This is a genomic window from Curtobacterium sp. ME26 (assembly GCF_903970945.1).
GTDB classification, from domain to species: Bacteria; Actinomycetota; Actinomycetes; order Actinomycetales; family Microbacteriaceae; genus Curtobacterium; species Curtobacterium citri.
This window is the reverse complement of sequence record NZ_CAJCKG010000010.1, coordinates 89,438-105,716: the sequence shown is the minus strand read 5'-3', so window position 1 is coordinate 105,716 and position 16,279 is coordinate 89,438. Positions and strand designations below refer to the sequence as shown.

The 16,279-nt window shown below is 68.6% G+C and carries 17 protein-coding genes; 7 read left to right on the top strand and 10 right to left on the bottom strand.

Translation table 11 applies throughout. From position 1 onward, the window contains the following. Nucleotides 1-383: 383 nt before the first annotated feature. The 4 genes from nrdH to nrdF all read left to right on the top strand — a co-directional run bounded on the left by nrdH (nt 384) and on the right by nrdF (nt 4,773). A complete protein-coding gene (gene nrdH / locus H7A69_RS06430; RefSeq protein WP_058727719.1) occupies nt 384-617 on the top strand; it encodes a glutaredoxin-like protein NrdH in 234 nt (77 codons plus the stop codon). Nucleotides 618-728: 111 nt separating this feature from the next. Beyond that, the gene (gene nrdI / locus H7A69_RS06425) at nt 729-1,145 is read left to right on the top strand and encodes a class Ib ribonucleoside-diphosphate reductase assembly flavoprotein NrdI (RefSeq protein ID WP_182046291.1); all 417 of its coding nucleotides are present in this window, start codon (nt 729-731) and stop codon (nt 1,143-1,145) included. A 17-nt stretch (nt 1,146-1,162) separates the two neighbouring features. Further along, on the top strand, nt 1,163-3,268 hold the full coding sequence (nrdE, locus tag H7A69_RS06420; RefSeq protein WP_141719021.1) for a class 1b ribonucleoside-diphosphate reductase subunit alpha: 2,106 nt from the start codon (nt 1,163-1,165) through the stop codon (nt 3,266-3,268). A gap of 503 nt (nt 3,269-3,771) precedes the next feature. Continuing rightward, nucleotides 3,772-4,773 carry a class 1b ribonucleoside-diphosphate reductase subunit beta gene (gene nrdF / locus H7A69_RS06415; protein WP_065963154.1) on the top strand — a complete coding sequence of 334 codons (1,002 nt, stop codon included), beginning with the start codon at nt 3,772-3,774 and terminating at the stop codon, nt 4,771-4,773. 393 nt (nt 4,774-5,166) lie between these two features. Here nrdF and H7A69_RS06410 read toward each other — a convergent pair whose 3' ends face one another. Continuing rightward, complete coding sequence (locus H7A69_RS06410; RefSeq protein ID WP_182046290.1) at nt 5,167-6,099, bottom strand: hypothetical protein; 933 nt, start codon at nt 6,097-6,099, stop codon at nt 5,167-5,169. Further along, on the bottom strand, nt 6,096-6,974 hold the full coding sequence (locus H7A69_RS06405; protein WP_182046289.1) for an SDR family NAD(P)-dependent oxidoreductase: 879 nt from the start codon (nt 6,972-6,974) through the stop codon (nt 6,096-6,098). Before H7A69_RS06405 ends, H7A69_RS06410 begins: the two co-directional genes overlap by 4 nt. Before the next feature lie 51 nt (nt 6,975-7,025). Between H7A69_RS06405 and H7A69_RS06400 the strand changes: the two genes are divergently transcribed. Next, on the top strand, nt 7,026-7,607 hold the full coding sequence (locus tag H7A69_RS06400; RefSeq protein WP_182046288.1) for a TetR/AcrR family transcriptional regulator: 582 nt from the start codon (nt 7,026-7,028) through the stop codon (nt 7,605-7,607). Between the two features lie 41 nt (nt 7,608-7,648). Here H7A69_RS06400 and H7A69_RS06395 read toward each other — a convergent pair whose 3' ends face one another. From H7A69_RS06395 to H7A69_RS06375, 5 genes are all read right to left on the bottom strand, one after another. Further along, nucleotides 7,649-8,998 (bottom strand): LamG-like jellyroll fold domain-containing protein, encoded by a 1,350-nt coding sequence (locus H7A69_RS06395; RefSeq protein ID WP_182046287.1) that lies wholly within the window; start codon nt 8,996-8,998, stop codon nt 7,649-7,651. Between the two features lie 101 nt (nt 8,999-9,099). Further along, nucleotides 9,100-9,696: a hypothetical protein gene (locus H7A69_RS06390; RefSeq protein WP_182046286.1), complete on the bottom strand. Its 597-nt coding sequence runs from the start codon at nt 9,694-9,696 to the stop codon at nt 9,100-9,102. Nucleotides 9,697-9,885: 189 nt separating this feature from the next. Further along, nucleotides 9,886-10,092 carry a tautomerase family protein gene (locus H7A69_RS06385; RefSeq protein WP_182046285.1) on the bottom strand — a complete coding sequence of 69 codons (207 nt, stop codon included), beginning with the start codon at nt 10,090-10,092 and terminating at the stop codon, nt 9,886-9,888. A gap of 37 nt (nt 10,093-10,129) precedes the next feature. Continuing rightward, nucleotides 10,130-11,032 (bottom strand): SDR family oxidoreductase, encoded by a 903-nt coding sequence (locus H7A69_RS06380; protein WP_182046284.1) that lies wholly within the window; start codon nt 11,030-11,032, stop codon nt 10,130-10,132. Next, nucleotides 11,032-11,772, bottom strand: coding sequence for an SDR family oxidoreductase (locus H7A69_RS06375; RefSeq protein ID WP_182046283.1), 741 nt, complete (start codon nt 11,770-11,772; stop codon nt 11,032-11,034). Before H7A69_RS06375 ends, H7A69_RS06380 begins: the two co-directional genes overlap by 1 nt. Nucleotides 11,773-11,868: 96 nt before the next feature. Here H7A69_RS06375 and H7A69_RS06370 point away from each other — a divergent pair, with 96 nt between their 5' ends. After that, nucleotides 11,869-12,627 (top strand): TetR/AcrR family transcriptional regulator, encoded by a 759-nt coding sequence (locus H7A69_RS06370; RefSeq protein ID WP_182046282.1) that lies wholly within the window; start codon nt 11,869-11,871, stop codon nt 12,625-12,627. Next, a complete protein-coding gene (locus H7A69_RS06365) occupies nt 12,627-13,124 on the top strand; it encodes a VanZ family protein (protein WP_182046281.1) in 498 nt (165 codons plus the stop codon). The genes H7A69_RS06370 and H7A69_RS06365 overlap by 1 nt, the downstream gene beginning before the upstream one ends. A gap of 49 nt (nt 13,125-13,173) precedes the next feature. Here the strand turns inward: H7A69_RS06365 and H7A69_RS06360 are convergent, their stop codons facing one another. From H7A69_RS06360 to H7A69_RS06350, 3 genes are all read right to left on the bottom strand, one after another. Further along, complete coding sequence (locus H7A69_RS06360) at nt 13,174-13,524, bottom strand: hypothetical protein (protein WP_182046280.1); 351 nt, start codon at nt 13,522-13,524, stop codon at nt 13,174-13,176. 167 nt (nt 13,525-13,691) lie between these two features. Then, nucleotides 13,692-14,471, bottom strand: coding sequence for an alpha/beta fold hydrolase (locus H7A69_RS06355; RefSeq protein ID WP_182046279.1), 780 nt, complete (start codon nt 14,469-14,471; stop codon nt 13,692-13,694). 491 nt (nt 14,472-14,962) lie between these two features. Further along, nucleotides 14,963-16,144 carry an FAD-binding domain-containing protein gene (locus tag H7A69_RS06350; RefSeq protein WP_220456202.1) on the bottom strand — a complete coding sequence of 394 codons (1,182 nt, stop codon included), beginning with the start codon at nt 16,142-16,144 and terminating at the stop codon, nt 14,963-14,965. Between the last annotated feature and the right edge of the window lie 135 nt (nt 16,145-16,279).

Sequence of the window (16,279 nt, the reverse complement as noted above, 5' to 3'; positions counted from 1 at the left end):
ACTCACGAGACGAGTGTACGGACCGGACGGAAGGGGCTGTCACCCGTCCGGGGGCACTGGGGACGAGCGACCTCCGGAGGGCCCTCCGCGACACGCCGATCGTCGGATTCCACACATGTGGATCGAACCTGTCCACGTGTGTGGGGAAGTGTCGGTGGTCGGCCCCAGACTGGCGGAATCACGGGCCTCCCCGAGGTGTTCACACTGTGGAGAGCTTGTGGAGAACTACACGGCTGTAACACTTCCTCTTGTGGTCGGTGCGGCGGCCAGCCACTAGATGTAGTGTGGAGTCATCGCAGCGGCCCCTCCCGGACCGTGTCTGCGGACAAGCATCAGCACCACCTCCACAGCATCGGAACACCCAGCAAGAACCAGGGGAGATCATGGCCGTCACCGTCTACACCAAGCCGTCCTGCGTCCAGTGCACCGCGACGTACCGCGCCCTCGACAACAAGGGCATCCAGTACGAGGTCCTCGACGTCTCCGCGGACGAGGCAGCGCTCGAGCACGTCAAGAGCCTCGGCTACATGCAGGCCCCCGTCGTCGTCACCGACGACGACCACTGGTCGGGCTTCCGTCCCGACAAGATCGCGACGCTCAGCGCCGAACTCGCGTGATGCGTGCGGGTCCCGTCACGGGACCCGCACCTCCGCCGGCCTGGAGGCACGCACCGCCTCCGACGGGCCACCCCCGATCTGCTGTCCGCACCTCTCCCAAGGAGCGCGCGCATGAGTCGCCTCGTCTACTTCTCCAGCGTTTCCGGCTACACGGCCCGTTTCGTCGAGAAGCTCGGCAGGGACGCGGACCGCATCCCGCTCCACCCGCGTGATCCGTTCCTCCAGGCCGACGAGCCCTACGTGCTCGTCCTGCCGACGTACGGGGGCGGCAACGGGCAGGGCGCGGTGCCCAAGCAGGTCATCAAGTTCCTCAACGACGAACGCAACCGCTCGCTCATCCGCGGCGTGATCGTCGGGGGCAACACGAACTTCGGCGAGGCCTACGGCCTCGCCGGGGACGTCATCGCGCAGAAGTGCGGCGTCCCTCTGCTCTACAGGTTCGAACTCTTCGGAACGCCGGACGACGTCCAGGCGGTCAACCAAGGATTGGATGCATTTTGGACGCAGCAGTTGCAGACGTCGATCTGACGTCGCCGCAGACGGGGATGGACTACCACTCCCTCAACGCGATGCTCAACCTCTACGACGCGAACGGGAACATCCAGTTCGACAAGGATCGTGAGGCTGCCAAGCAGTTCTTCCTGCAGCACGTCAACCAGAACACCGTCTTCTTCCACAACCTGAAGGAGCGGCTCGACTACCTGGTCGAGAACGAGTACTACGAGCGCGAGACGATCGACATGTACTCGCTGGAGTTCATCCAGCAGCTCAACGACCTGGCCTACTCGAAGAAGTTCCGGTTCCAGACGTTCCTCGGTGCGTTCAAGTACTACACGAGCTACACGCTCAAGACGTTCGACGGCAAGCGCTACCTCGAGCGCTTCGAGGACCGCGTCGTCATGACCGCCCTCGGCCTGGCGCAGGGCAACGAGCAGCTCGCGATCGACCTCGTCGAGGAAATCGTCGCCGGCCGCTTCCAGCCCGCGACCCCGACGTTCCTCAACACGGCGAAGGCCCAGCGCGGCGAGCTCGTCTCCTGCTTCCTCCTCCGCATCGAGGACAACATGGAGTCGATCTCGCGCGGCATCAACTCCTCGCTGCAGCTCTCGAAGCGCGGCGGCGGCGTGGCCCTGCTCCTCTCCAACATCCGCGAGGCCGGCGCCCCGATCAAGCAGATCGAGAACCAGTCCTCGGGCATCATCCCCGTGATGAAGCTGCTGGAAGACTCCTTCTCCTACGCGAACCAGCTCGGTGCGCGTCAGGGTGCCGGTGCCGTCTACCTGTCGGCGCACCACCCGGACATCATGAAGTTCCTCGACACCAAGCGCGAGAACGCCGACGAGAAGATCCGCATCAAGACACTGTCGCTCGGTGTCGTCGTGCCGGACATCACGTTCGAGCTCGCGAAGAACAACGAGGACATGTACCTGTTCTCGCCGTACGACGTCGAGAAGGTCTACGGCGTCCCCTTCGGCGACGTCCCGATCTCCGAGAACTACCGCGCGATGGTCGACGACCCGCGCATCAAGAAGACGAAGATCAAGGCGCGTGACTTCTTCACGACGATCGCCGAGATCCAGTTCGAGTCGGGCTACCCGTACATCGTGTTCGAGGACACGGTGAACAAGGCCAACCCGATCAAGGGTCGGATCAACATGTCCAACCTGTGCTCGGAGATCCTGCAGGTCAACACCCCGACGACCTTCAACGAGGACCTGTCCTACAAGGAGATCGGCAAGGACATCTCCTGCAACCTCGGCTCGCTGAACATCGCGCTGACGATGGACTCGCCGGACTTCGGCAAGACCATCGAGACGGCGATCCGCGGCTTGACCTCGGTGTCGCAGATGTCGCACATCTCGTCGGTCCGCTCGGTCGAGGACGGCAACGACAAGTCGCACGCCATCGGCCTCGGCCAGATGAACCTGCACGGCTACCTCGCTCGTGAGCGCGTGTACTACGGCTCCGAAGAAGGCATCGACTTCACGAACATCTACTTCTACACGGTGCTGTTCCACGCCCTGCGTGCCTCGAACAACATCGCGATCGAGACGGGGGAGACGTTCGACGGCTTCCGTGACTCGAAGTACGCGTCGGGCGAGTTCTTCGACAAGTACACCGAGCAGGCGTGGACGCCGGCGACCCAGCGCGTCGCCTCGCTGTTCGACGACGCGAACATCGCGATCCCGACGCAGGACGACTGGAAGGCGCTGAAGGCGTCCATCCAGGAGCACGGCATCTACAACCAGAACCTGCAGGCCGTCCCGCCGACCGGTTCGATCTCGTACATCAACCACTCGACGTCGTCGATCCACCCGATCGCGTCGAAGATCGAGATCCGCAAGGAAGGCAAGCTCGGCCGCGTCTACTACCCGGCGCCGTTCATGACGAACGACAACCTGGACTACTACCAGGACGCGTACGAGATCGGTGCCGAGAAGATCATCGACACCTACGCGGCTGCCACGCAGCACGTCGACCAGGGCCTGTCCCTGACGCTGTTCTTCAAGGACACCGCCACCACGCGCGACATCAACAAGGCGCAGATCTACGCATGGCGCAAGGGCATCAAGACGATCTACTACATCCGTCTGCGCCAGCTCGCCCTCGAGGGCACCGAGGTCGAGGGCTGCGTCAGCTGCATGCTGTAGAGCTGCTGCTCTCTTCCTGGAGGCGCGGGGCGGGCCCCGCCCCGCGCCTCCAGTCGATACAAGTCCACAAAGAGCTCAGGACCAGGTTCGCGAAAACCTGGTCCTGAACAGCCCCTAACAGGGACTCCAACTTGTCGGCTGGAACGTCCACTGTACATGAGTCGAACCGACCCTCCCGGGTCGGGCTCTCGGGGCTGAGGTAGCCCCGAGAGGAGGTGATGACAGTGGGCAAGAACGTTAACAGGAGTGCGGCAAGTGGGCGCTTCGTCAGTAACGCTGCTGCCGCTCGTTGGCCGTCGAAGACGACCACCGAGCGCGTCGGTAGCGGGACTGGGAACTCCCGTACCGTGAGCCGGTCGGCCAGCAGCGGCCGGTTCGTGACCGAGGCAACCGCGAAGCGGGACCCCGGCGGCACCATCACGCAGCGCGTGTAAGCGCTGGGACGGGGCAGGTTACGGCCTGCCCCGTTCACCTCGACGGCAAGCTACATTCAGGAAGAGACCATGACCCTCACCGACCCGGTCCACGCCACGGGCAAGTCCATCCCGCTGATCAGCGCGGTCAGTGCCATCAACTGGAACCGCATCCAGGACGACAAGGACGTCGAGGTCTGGAACCGTCTGGTCAACAACTTCTGGCTGCCCGAGAAGGTGCCGCTGTCGAACGACGTGCAGTCGTGGAACACGCTCACGCCGGAGGAGCAGCAGCTCACCATGCGGGTCTTCACCGGCCTGACGCTGCTCGACACCATCCAGGGAACCGTCGGCGCGATCAGCCTGATCCCCGACGCGATCACCCCGCACGAAGAGGCCGTCTACACGAACATCGCGTTCATGGAGTCGGTGCACGCGAAGAGCTACTCGTCGATCTTCTCGACGCTCGCCTCGACGCCCGAGATCGACGACGCCTTCCGCTGGTCCACCGAGAACGTGAACCTGCAGAAGAAGGCTCAGATCGTCCTCGACTACTACACCGGTGACGACCCCCTGAAGCGCAAGGTCGCCTCGACGCTGCTCGAGTCGTTCCTGTTCTACTCCGGCTTCTACCTGCCGATGTACTGGTCCTCGCGCGCCAAGCTCACCAACACTGCCGACTTGATCCGCCTGATCATCCGCGACGAAGCCGTCCACGGGTACTACATCGGCTACAAGTTCCAGAAGGGCCTCGAGGGCGCTTCCGAGGAGCGCAAGCAGGAGATCAAGGACTACACGTTCAACCTGCTGTTCGAGCTCTACGAGAACGAGGTGCAGTACACGCAGGACCTCTACGACGGTGTCGGGCTGACCGAGGACGTCAAGAAGTTCCTGCACTACAACGCAAACAAGGCGCTGATGAACCTGGGCTACGAGCCGATGTTCCCCAAGGAGACGACGGACGTGAACCCGGCGATCCTGTCGGCGCTGTCGCCGAACGCGGACGAGAACCACGACTTCTTCTCGGGGTCGGGGTCGTCGTACGTCATCGGCAAGGCCGTCGTGACGGAGGACGAGGACTGGGACTTCTGATCCTGGTCTGACTCGAGGGAACGCCCCGCTGGCTTCGGCCGGCGGGGCGTTTTCGTGCTTCCCGAGCTGTGGACGCCTCCGGATGGCGCCCCTTCACCGAGAACGATTGCGGACGGGCCATGTGCGACAGGCGGTCGCTGAGCCGGTCCTGCGTGCGACTGCGTCCGGTCCAGGACCGGCTATCGGACACCTCTAAGCTCGGGGCATGGGGATGAATAAGGATCAGCGACTGGCCGCGATCATCGGGGGCGTGGTGGCGGTGGTTGCGGGTTGCTCTGTGGCCGTTGCGGGGGCTCTCGGCCTATTCGGTTCGTAGCCGACCTGTCTCACCGACCGATCCCCTAGCGAGGTCTTCGAGGAGCCTTTGATCGTTTCGTGGCTCGTCGATGAGTGTCACGAGTTTCGGTGGCGGATGATCACTGAGGCGGAGCCCGTGAGGAGGGCGACGATTCCGACGACCTCGATTGTGAGGAGGTCGGGGTGGAGGACCGACTGGCCTCGTAGTGCCTGCCACAGCGTGATCGAGGTGGCTGCGGCGTAGCCCGCCCCGGCGGTGACCACGACGCGCAGCCGAGTCTGTTCGCGCATGGTCGCCGGCAGGACGAGCGCGAGGAGGGGGAGTACCTGCAGAGCGTGCATTCCCACGAAGTGGGACACCCGGAGGTCGCCGTGGACGGTGTTCCACCCGAGGAAGGGGATGCCGCCGGACGCGTCGTCACCGCCGACGGAGTGTGACCCGTACGTCCCCGAACCCGGGTCCGCGAGCTGCGCCGCCGTCGGGACGACCATGAGGAAGCCGACGGACAGGCCGACCAGCGCGATGACGAGACCGATCCGCAGTGCCCAGGCCGTTGCCCGGTCCGGCAGGTGCGAGAAGACGGCGACCGCGGCGCCGACCAGCAGGGTGGCGCAGTACATCAGGGTGACCCCGCCGGCCATGAGCTGGTAGAAGAGCTGGTTCGTCGGCGTCGAGACGTTGAAGTGGCTGCCGACACCGCGCACCACCTGGACGGCGATGACGACGATCTCCAGGAGGGACGCGCCCGCGCCGATGGTCCCGGCCCACCAGCCGAGTCGACGGAGGACGGGGCGCTGCACCATGGAGAGCATCCACGCCAGCGTCACCGCGTAGAGCGCCAGCGAGATCGAGAACTTGAGCGGCTTCGCCCAGATCGGGTCCGCGGCGAGCGTGCGGTGGTCGACGAGCATCCCCACGAGGCAGACCACCGCCCAGACGCACATCGCCGCGGCGAAGGCCACGAGCGGTCGATGCCACCCGCGCGCCCCGGGACGGACCGCCGGGGTGTCGACGCGGACGGTGCTCACCGGCGGGCGTCCACTGCGGTCATGTCCTCCGAGATCGACCAGAGACGAGCCGCGATGTCCGGGTCCTGCACGCGCTTGGACCGCCCGATCACCTCGGCGCCGCCCCGCATGTGCATCATGCGCTGCGGCCCGACGAAGGTGTCCCCGGGCAGGTCGGCCGTCGCGGCCATGAGGGAGGGTAGCGCCCCGTCCTCCGGCTCCTGTCCGAGGACCGGGACGAGTCGGTCCCAGAGGTTGGGGCGCGCTCCGGCCGGTCGCTCGTAGATGGCCGTCTTGACCAGCCCGGGGTGCGCGGCGAGGGCGCGCACGCGGGACCCCGCCGCCAGCAGCCGCCGGTCGAGTTCAGAGGTGAAGAGCAGGTTGGCGGCCTTCGAGTCGGCGTAGGCGCGGCCGCCGTTGTACGTGCGTCGGTACCAGTCGAGGTCCGTGAGGTCGAGTCGGGCCATACGCTCCGCTTGGGAGGCGACGGTGACGACCCGGTCGGTGATGTGCGGCAGGAGCAGAGTCGTCAGCAGGAAGTGCCCGAGGTGGTTCGTGCCGAACTGGAGTTCGTGCCCGTCCGCGGTCCGCTGGAGGTCCTTCGACTCGACGCCGGCATTGTTGACGAGGATCGCGATCGGCTCGTCGATGCCGGCCGCGAACGCCTCGACGGTCTCCAGTCGCGCGAGGTCGAGCGCGCGGACCCGGTGCGTTCCCGGCGTTCCCGGGAGGGTCGACGCGACCGCGCGCCCCTTCTCCGTGTTCCGGACCGCGAGGACGATCCGCGCTCCCGCCCCGGCCAGTGCGACGGCCGTCGCCCTCCCGATGCCGCTCGTGCCGCCGGTGATGATCACGGTCTCGTCGGTCGGTGCCCGACCGGTCCTGGTGTCGTCCATGACGTCAATGTAGACACCGCAAACATTGTTGTCAACGCCTACACTGGAGGCATGAGTGCGCAAGCGCGGACGTACCACCACGGGTCGCTCCGGCAGGAGCTCGTGCGCGAGGGGCGCGCGCTGCTGATCGAGGAGGGGCAGCAGGCGGTGACGGTGCGTGAACTCGCGCGTCGCGTCGGTGTGAGCCACGCTGCGCCGCTGCGCCACTTCCGCGACCGCGACGCCGTCCTCGACGCGATCGCCGCGGACGGCTTCGACGAGCTCCGCGGTCACCTGGAGGCCGCTCGCGGACCGGGGGACCTCGAGCCTCGCCTCACGGCGTACGTCCGGGCGCACGTCCGCTTCGCCCAGCGGAACGGGCCCCTCATGCAGCTGATGTTCGCCTCGACGGAGGGCGAGACCCGGGACGAGGCCTCGCGGTCCTCGGCGGAGCGGTTCTTCACGCTCGGTGCGGAGCTGCTCGGCGAGCGCGACCCGTCGTCGCTGGGCCCCATCCCGTTCCTGCTCGCGGCGACGACCGAGGGCATCAGCGCGCTGGCGGCCGCCGGCCGGATCCCGCCCGACCGGGTGGACGACGTCGTCACCGCGGCGGTGCGGATGCTCCTGCCGCAGATCGAGCAGCAGCTCGGCTGAACTCCGACGTCTCGGCACGCGACGCCGGGGCGACCTGCCGCTCACCGGCCGGCTGCGAAGTGTTCCTCGACAGCTGCTGCCGACAACGTGTCGTCGTAGACGGTGACGTCGTCGAGGTTGCCCTTGAAGTGGAACGTCGTGTGGTTGCCGGGCCAGCCGTTGAGGTTGTCGAAGCCGATCCGCCACCATCCGGTGCTGACCTCGGCCCTGGTGTTGCTGTTCGCCACGACCTGCTTGCCGTCGATGTAGAGGCGCATGCCCGAGGCGTCCATGGTCGCGGTGGCGAGGTGCCAGGCACCGTCGTTGAGGCCGGCTGCGGAGCTGATCGCGGTGTTGGTGCCGTTGTAGGCGCCGAAGTACACGGCGCCCTCGTCGGAGAGGTAGAGCTGGCGGTCGTACTTGGTGGACTGGTCGGTCTGGAGGTTCCCGAAGCCGAGGAGCACCCCGCCGGTGGTGGTGGTCGTCCTGAACCAGGTCTCGATCGCGAACACCTGCGGCGCCTCGATCGCCGTGTCCGTGATCACCTGCCCGCGGACCCCGCCGGTCAGCAGGGACGGGCTGTCGCCGGGACGACACGTGCCCGGGGCGAGGGAGACGCCCGGCGTGAGGGTGCCGTGGTGCCCGTTCCCGGATCCGTCGGCCGCAGTGGTCCCGGGTGCGTCGTCGAAGCGGTAGGTCAGATACGTGTGCGCGAACGGGGCGCGCTGAAGGCACGGGAAGGTGCCGGTGGCGAAGCGGTCCGCCGTGTTCGCGGCGGCCGCCGTGAACGCCGCGTGCGCGGCGCTGTTCGCAACGACCGCCACGGCGAGGCCCGCGGCCAGCACACCGATCAGGGCCACGCTCCGGGCTCGTTCCGCCCGGCCGGACCGTCGCCGTCGCCGTCCGTGCCCGACCGGACGGGTCACCTCGGACCCGCCGGGGCCGCTCAGTCGGGACGAGAGCACGAGGGCGCCGCCGAGTCCGAGCGCCGCCGCGGCGAGCCTGCCGGTGTCGTGCTCGCGGACCCACAGTGCGGGGAGACCGACCAGCGGGACCCGGAGCACGCCGATGCCGCGCACGTCCTCTGGGTCCACCGTCCGGGCGTCCGGCGCGGGGTTGGCGTCGCCGCGGAGCTGCAGGGCACCCGACGGCGTCCGCGCGACGAGTCGGTGCAGCAGCAGCGCTCCCGGGCGATCGGGGTCCTCGACCAGGAGCACCTGCCCGACCGTCACGTCCCGACCGTGGACCGGCATGGCGACGACGACGTCGCCGGGGCGGATCTGCGGCGCCATCGAGCCGGAGACCACCGTCGTGGGGATCCACGCCCACGCCGCGGGCAGCGCTGCCCACAGCAGCAGGCCCACCGTGACCAGGAGGACCGTGCGGCCGAGCAGTGCTGCGACGAACACCACCCAGGTCGCGGTAGAGGCGTCCTCGGACAGCGTCGCCACCGTTGCGGGGGACCGTTCGCGTCGTCCGTCCGGACGCGGGGCGACGTCGACCACGACCGGACTCAGGAACTCTGGGCTTCCCAGGTGAAACCGATGCGTGCGGTCCCGTTCTGGGCGGAGTTCGGCGTCGCAGGGTCGAGTGCGACCGTCATCTGGTAGGTGCGCGACTCGGGTGAGCCGCCGGCGGTGCGCCAGGTGCCGACGCCGTTCGAGGCCTTCGTGGCGGTCGTCCCGAAGTCGGCGAGGGTGCCCGACCAGACCATGGCGCCGGACGGCAGCGGGGTGAATCCGCTGCAGTTGCCGAAGGTGCCACCGGTGCCCTGCGTGATGGAGACGTTCAGCGAACTCGACAGCGCGTTGGTGGTCGCGGGGCTCGTGCCGTACAGCTTGACCGTCGACGGGAGCGAGCCGGTCGACGTGACGACGATGCACGAGGTCTGGCTGTCGCCGGGCTTCAGGCCGGTGGCCGTGAAGAGCGCGGTGTCGGAGTCGTCGTCGCTGAGCGCGACCGACCCGGCGGACCAGCTGTTCGGGGCGTTGCTCGTGGTGGCGGAGAAGGCGGCGTAGGACGCCTGCGCGATGATGAGGCCGGACGTCAGGACCGCAGTCGGGACGACGGCGAGGGCGATGGTGCGGCGTGCTCGCTGGGTGAGCTGCATGGTCTTCCTTCAGGAGTGTCGACACACCGAGATCGCGGACGCGCGACTGTGTCGGGTTTCGGAGAACGGTGTCTGGGGTGGCCGCAGGCGGAGCCCCAGGTGCGGGGTGCGTGTCGACGGTGAGCAGCAGCGTCGACCCGCGGAGTGTGGTGGGAGCCGGTCGTGCCGGCCCCCACCACGGGCGGGCGATCAGACGCGGCCGAGCAGCGCCTCGTTGAGGATGGTGCCGCCGAGCATCCAGCCGCCGTCGGCGACCTCGTCGAGGATGACGAGCGTCGTGGGGCGGGCTCGTTCGCCGTACGCGGCGACGATGGCGTCGGTGACGGCGTCCTGGAGCTTCTTCTTCGACTCGGGGGTCAGGGTGTCAGCGGGGACCTTGATGTTGGCGAAGGGCATGGTGTTCCTCTCGGTGGGTGTCCCGGACGGTCCGGGGTCAGAGTGCGGCGTTCGCGGACAGGAGGTCCCCGATGCCGACGCGGTGGTAGAACTCGGCTCGGATGCGGTCGGCCACCGCCGACACGACCTCGCTGCCGTCGCGCGAGGGGTCGACGTGGACCCGGTACGGGCGACTGCCGGCGGGGAGACCGACCAGGCGGACGATCTCGTCGGCGACGTCCTGCACGTCGGCGTCCACCGGTACGATCGCGGCGAGACGCCCGGTCAGGTCCTGGCGGAGCGTCCCGTACTCGGCGTCGTGTTCTGCGACACGTGCGGTGTCGTCGGGGACCGCGGCGTTGGTGAAGTGGTTCGTCCCGGAGGTGAAGGCCCCCGGCACGACGATGGTGGTGTCGATGCCGAAGCGGATCAGTTCCGCGGCGTAGCTCTCGGCGAGGGCGTCCATGCCGGCCTTCGCGGCGAAGTACGGCGCGAGGAACGGCGGGTGGCCGCCGCGGGTGGACGAACTGCCGACCCAGACGACCAGGCCGGATCGCCGGTCGCGCATGTGCGGCAGGGCGGCACGGGCGACGCGCTGGGCGCCGACGACGTTGACGTCGTAGAGCGCCGCGAACTGCTCCGGCGTGAACGCCTCGGCGGGTCCGTACGCCATGTGCCCGGCGTTCTGCACGAGGACGTCGATGCGTCCGTGCTTGCGGACGACCGTGTCGACGGCGTCGTCGACGGACTGCTGCGACTGGACGTCCAGCTCGACGGCGCCGAGCTGCAGGCCCTCCTGCGCGGCGAGGTCCGCGAGCGCGGTGCGGGCGGGTGCGTTCCGGCCGTCGACGGCACGCATCCCCGCGACGACGACGTTGCCGGCCCGCGCGAGCGACTCCGCGGTCAGTCGACCGAAGCCGCTGGACGCGCCCGTGACGAGGATGATACGGGGCGTGGTCATCAGACCATCCCGCCGTTGGCGCGGATCGTCTGCCCGTTGACCCAACGGCCGTCGGGCCCGACGAGGAACGCCACGACGCCGGCGATGTCCTCCGGCCGCCCGAGGCGCTCCAACGGCGGCACCTTCGCCAGCGCGTCGATCTGCTCCTGCGTCTTGCCGTCGAGGAACAGCTCGGTCGCCGTCGGCCCAGGGGCCACGACGTTCGCGGTGACGTCCCGGCCGCGGAGCTCCTTCGCCAGGATCATCACCATGCCCTCCGCCGCGCTCTTGCTCGCGACGTACGCGCCGTAGGTCGGGAACTGCGTCCCCACGACCGACGTGGACAAGCCGACGAAGGCGCCGCCTGCCCGGAGTCGGCGGGCTGCCTGCTGCGCGACGACGAAGGTGCCACGGATGTTCGTCCGGTGGAGTGCGTCGAGGGCCTCGAGGTCCTGGTCGGCGATGGTCGACAGGGCGAGCCGTCCGGCGGAGTGCACGACGACGTCGACGCCGCCGTGGTCGGTCTCGACCCGGTCGAGCATCGCGGCGACGGCGTGCTCGTCGGCGACGTCGGCCTGCACGGCGAGAGCGCGCCCGCCTGCTCCTTCGATCTCGGCGACGGTGGCGGCTGCGGCGTCTGTGCCGCTGGCGTGGTTCACGACGACGGTGAAACCGTCTGCGGCGAGTCGGGTCGAGATCGCGCGGCCGATGCCGCGGGATCCGCCAGTGACCACGGCGATGCGCTCGGGTGCGGTGCTCATGGTGCTTCCTTTCACTGGTACGCGTCGTTCATTTCGACGTTACGCAGACGCTAACACGGATACGATCATCGATACAACCTGCGCTACGATTGGCGCATGGCCCGTACTGACGAAGCACTCCGGAGCGATCTGCTCCGCGCCGCGGAGGAGCAGCTGGTCGCTGCGCCCGACGGCGACGTCGCCACCCGTGCGGTGTGCGAGGCGGCGGGTGTCACCCAACCGGTGCTCTACCGCCTGTTCGGCGACAAGCGTGGGTTGCTCGACGCCCTCGCGGACGCGGGGCTCGAGCGCTACACGCAGCGGAAGGCCGAACTCGAGGTGTCCGACGACCCTTCGGTGGACCTCCGCCGGGGTTGGGACGACCACCTCGCCTTCGCCCGCGAGCACGCCGCGCTCTACCGGCTGATGTTCGCACCGCGCCCCTGGGCGAGCAGCGCCGCGAGGGACGGTCTGACGGTGCTGCTCGAGCGGACCCTGTCCCGCTGCGCCGCCGCCGGCATGCTCCGGATCGACGTCCCCGTCGCGGCGACGATGCTCCTGGCTGCCAACGTCGGGTTCGCGCTCGACCGGATGGCGGACCCCGACGCTGTCGGCACGAGCGAGGTCGCTGACACCCTGCGGGACGCCGTCCTCGACGCGGTCCTCGTCGCCCCGTCGCGCCGGGGCGGCGCCTCGGACCCGGACGGCGCCAGCGCGGCCGCGCGTCGCCAGGTCCGCGCCCAGCTCGAGCAGGGGGCGTCGGACGCGCTCCTCCCGGAGGAGTCTGCACTCATGCGCATCTGGCTCGACCGACTCGACCACGACCACGACCACGACCGCGACCGAGACCGCGACCGCGACCGGAAGGCCTCCTGATGATTTCCACGTTCCTCGTCGAACACGCATCCCTGTTCCGCGCGGGGTTCTGGGTGGTCGTCGTGCTCGCAGCCGTGCTCGCATGGGTGCTCCACCGGCTGCGCCTCCGCGGGGTGCTGCTCGGTCTGTCCGCGGTGTCGCTCGTCGCGGCGCTCGTCCTCACCCTGCTGCCCGACGGCACCCGACCCGGCGGTGTCAGCTGTACGGTGCAGTTCTCCGTCCCCTTCCAGGGCCTCGACACTCTCGCCAACGTCGCGCTGCTCCTGCCGCTCGTGCTCTTCCTCGGAGCTGCGACGGGCCGCCCCCTCACGGTCCTCGCGGGTGCGGTCGCGCTCTCCGCCGGCATCGAGGCCGTCCAGGCCCTCGCACCCGCGCTCGGCCGCCGGTGCGACACGAACGACTGGTTCATGAACACGGTCGGAGCAGTCCTTGCAGCAGCCATCGCCCTCGCGATGTGCAGGATCGATCGACGCCGCGGTACCACCGTCAACGCCTGAACCACTCATGACAGTGGGCCGGTCGACACCGAGTCGGTGCCGAGGGTGGTCACGGCGCGACGTGCGCGTGGTCTCCAGCCGCCGTGAGGATCGTGAGCACCTCAACGGCCCTCGGAACGGTCTTGGTGTCCACCGCCTGGTCCCAGACCCGCCGGAAGCCGGCATGGCAGGTCATGGTCGTCCTTGCCGGACGGTGTTGGATCATCGTCGGCCTGATCCCAGAGGACGTCAACATCGCCGGACACTCCGTCGGCGCTCTCCCGATCTTCATCGTCGGGAACATCGCCCTCGTCGTCGCCGGTCGTTCCGGGTCGACCCGGGGTTGCCCGATTGTTCGTCGCTCCGCACTCGTGCTCGGGATCACGGGGCTGCTCGGCTTCATCCTGACCGCGATCGCCATCGTCAACCCCGTCGACTTGTCGGAATCGGGATGGCAGAATGCATCACGGTGTTCCCACTCCAGGCCTGGGCGCTCATCGCCGGGATCATCATTCTGCGCCAGCCGTGACCGCTCCGGGCCAGTGGGTCAACGCAGAGACTCACAAGAAGTGTCCAGTTGCCGATCGGCTACCGGTCGATGCGTGCGAGCCAGTCGCGGATCAGGGCGGCGGTGATCCCGGGTTGTTCGAGGTGCACGTTGTGCCCAGCACCATCGAGGACGACGAAGCTCCCTCGCGGGTAGTGGTCCCGGAGTGCGAGCCCGTTCTCGTAGCCGACGACGTCATCCTGCCGACCGAACAGGTGCAGGGCCGGAGCGGTGAACAGTTCCGGATGGAGCTCCTCCGGCAGGACACCGAGTGCGTAGTCGGCGGCGATACGGTCCATCACGGCAGGGTCGGCGCCACGGAGACCCGGCAGCACATACCGCTCGAACGCTGCGAACGCGGCGGCGTCCTGGATGACGCTGACCTCCTCGAAGGCTTCTCGCGCGTCGCCAGCGGCTTCGAGGACGGACGCTTCGGTGTGCAGCACGGTGCGCTTTGGGACAGTACGGTCTGCGTGTGCTGCATGCACGACACCCGCCAGGGTCGCGACTCCGAGGACGTGGTCTCGGCGTTCGTGGGCGACGTGTCGAGCGATCATGCCGCCGAACGAGTTCCCGATGACGGCGAAGGGCTCGTCGCCGAGGTGGTCGTCGATCTCGGCGAGTACCTCGTCGGCCACGTCAACCGCGCTCTTCGCGGTTGCGGTCACCGCGGCGTCTTCGGCCCACGGCAGGTCGAGGAACACGATCCGCCAAGGCAGATCCTGCACCGCGTCCGCCAGTGGCAGCATGATTCGGTGGTCCACCCCGAAGCCGTGGAGGGCGACGAGCGGACGACCAGAACCAAGAACTCGCGCGATCACCCAGCAAGCCTACGAGCATCCCGTGCCGGTAGCGGCTGTCGAGACGGTCCGCTGCCCGTTGTCCGACTGCTCAGAACGCCTCCCACGATCCAGCACGCCAGGCCCACCACGATCAGAGCGCCACCCGTCCAGATCGCGGTGGAGCTACCCGCTTCAACGTTGCCGGCGATCACCGAGCCACCAGTGAGCACGAAGAAGAGCCCGACACCATCAATGATCGCGTTGAGCATCTTGGGCCGAGGTGACCCCTTCGCACGGGTGATGCCAAGGAGATCGAGAACGCGTCTCATGCGGCGAGCGTACGGCGTCAGGCAGTCCGGTGATCGATCCGCTACCGGCCGTGCTGCGCCTCACAAAGCGCGGAACGCCATGACCACACGCGAGCGCCAGCCACATCTGAGACCTTCGGACCCGTCAGGTGAGCCTGCGAGGCGGACTCGCCCCGCGCCTCCAGGCCGTGACAGCGCCCACCCCACAGCTCGCGGCTTCGGCTACCGCCCGTGGACCAGGCCAGGGATCCGCCCCCGGAACGGGAAGAACCCTCGCGACGCGTACGGCCACGCGCGCCCGTCCCACCGCCGACGCACGATGACGAGCGAGACGCCCTCCGCGCTGAGGCGCGAGCGCAACAGGTCGAGGCGCTCCCGGACGGGGCCGACGGGCGCGAACGGGACGACCACCGTGTCCAGGTCCGCAGCGCCTGCCCAGTCGAGGACGGCGGAGGGCTCGACCGAGTCAAGCACCGTCGCATCGGTGGTCCGCGTCGCAGCGTCCGCGACCGCACCGGCGGTGAAGGCCGCGACCGCGGGGGACACACCGGCAGGGGAGCGCTGCTCGGGGGCGGCGGTCACAGCGGCTGCCCGGATCGACGCAGCGACGGACGGGTGCTCCGCGAGCAGGCTCTCGGGCTCCAGGTCCTCCTCGTGCAGCAGCAATCCGACGTGCTCGCCGACCCGGCCGTCGACGTCGTCGGACGGCACCGGGACCGCGGCCGGGAAGGGCGCCTCGTCGAGCGCTCGGGCCTGGGTCGCGAGACCCGTCGGTGCGAAGCGGCCGTCCGTGTACCGCGCGATGTTCTCCGTCGTCGCCAGGTACGTCTTCCCCCGGGTCTGCAGACCGGCGACCCAGCGCCACGACAGGGTGTTCGAGGCGGCGTCACCGTCGAGGAGGTGTCGGTGGAAGAAGTCGGCGCCGAGCTGCCAGGGCAGTTCGAGGGTGAAGACCCAGATGCTCGCGAACCACATCCGCGTGTGGTTGTGCAGGTACCCGGTCTCGACGAGCTCGTGCACCCACGCGTCCATGGCCTCGATCCCGGACCGCCCGGCGAGCACGTCCGCGTAGCGAGCGGGCAGGTCGCCGGCGAGCAGGTCAGCGACCTCTGCGCGGTAGCGGCGCCAGACATCGGGGCGCTGTTCGAGCCACCCCTTCCAGTAGGTGCGCCAGAAGACCTCCTGCACGAACTTCTCCGCGGTGTGCAGGCTGTGCCGGTCGAGCACGGCGTCGACGACCTCCTGCTCGGTGACGAGCCGGTGCCGGATGTACGGCGACAGACCGGACACGTTGGTCCGCGCCGGACCGGTGTCGTGGTTGCGGTCGCGACGGTAGTCGGCTCCGGCATGCGGGACGAACGCCTGCAGGGCGTCGAGGCCGGCGGCTCGGGAGGGTGCGGTCACCACGCGATCCTGCGCCTGTCGGCGTCGGGGGAGTTGTGCGCCGGAGGGCATGACGGGTGTCCGCAGGTGCCGCCGGCGGTCCTGACCGGACCACGTGACGGACTGGAGGCCGTGCTCACCTGGTGAGCACGGCCT

Bases quoted from the DNA above. Each gene is read 5' to 3' on its own strand.
- H7A69_RS06365 (WP_182046281.1), top strand. From the start codon at position 12,627: ATGATTTCCACGTTCCTCGTCGAACACGCATCCCTGTTCCGCGCGGGG.
- H7A69_RS06360 (WP_182046280.1), bottom strand. From the start codon at position 13,524: ATGGCGATCGCGGTCAGGATGAAGCCGAGCAGCCCCGTGATCCCGAGC.
- H7A69_RS06375 (WP_182046283.1), bottom strand. From the start codon at position 11,772: ATGAGCACCGCACCCGAGCGCATCGCCGTGGTCACTGGCGGATCCCGC.
- H7A69_RS06405 (WP_182046289.1), bottom strand. From the start codon at position 6,974: ATGGACGACACCAGGACCGGTCGGGCACCGACCGACGAGACCGTGATC.
- nrdF (WP_065963154.1), top strand. From the start codon at position 3,772: ATGACCCTCACCGACCCGGTCCACGCCACGGGCAAGTCCATCCCGCTG.
- H7A69_RS06400 (WP_182046288.1), top strand. From the start codon at position 7,026: ATGAGTGCGCAAGCGCGGACGTACCACCACGGGTCGCTCCGGCAGGAG.
- nrdE (WP_141719021.1), top strand. From the start codon at position 1,163: ATGGACTACCACTCCCTCAACGCGATGCTCAACCTCTACGACGCGAAC.
- nrdH (WP_058727719.1), top strand. From the start codon at position 384: ATGGCCGTCACCGTCTACACCAAGCCGTCCTGCGTCCAGTGCACCGCG.
- nrdI (WP_182046291.1), top strand. From the start codon at position 729: ATGAGTCGCCTCGTCTACTTCTCCAGCGTTTCCGGCTACACGGCCCGT.
- H7A69_RS06380 (WP_182046284.1), bottom strand. From the start codon at position 11,032: ATGACCACGCCCCGTATCATCCTCGTCACGGGCGCGTCCAGCGGCTTC.
- H7A69_RS06390 (WP_182046286.1), bottom strand. From the start codon at position 9,696: ATGCAGCTCACCCAGCGAGCACGCCGCACCATCGCCCTCGCCGTCGTC.
- H7A69_RS06370 (WP_182046282.1), top strand. From the start codon at position 11,869: ATGGCCCGTACTGACGAAGCACTCCGGAGCGATCTGCTCCGCGCCGCG.
- H7A69_RS06385 (WP_182046285.1), bottom strand. From the start codon at position 10,092: ATGCCCTTCGCCAACATCAAGGTCCCCGCTGACACCCTGACCCCCGAG.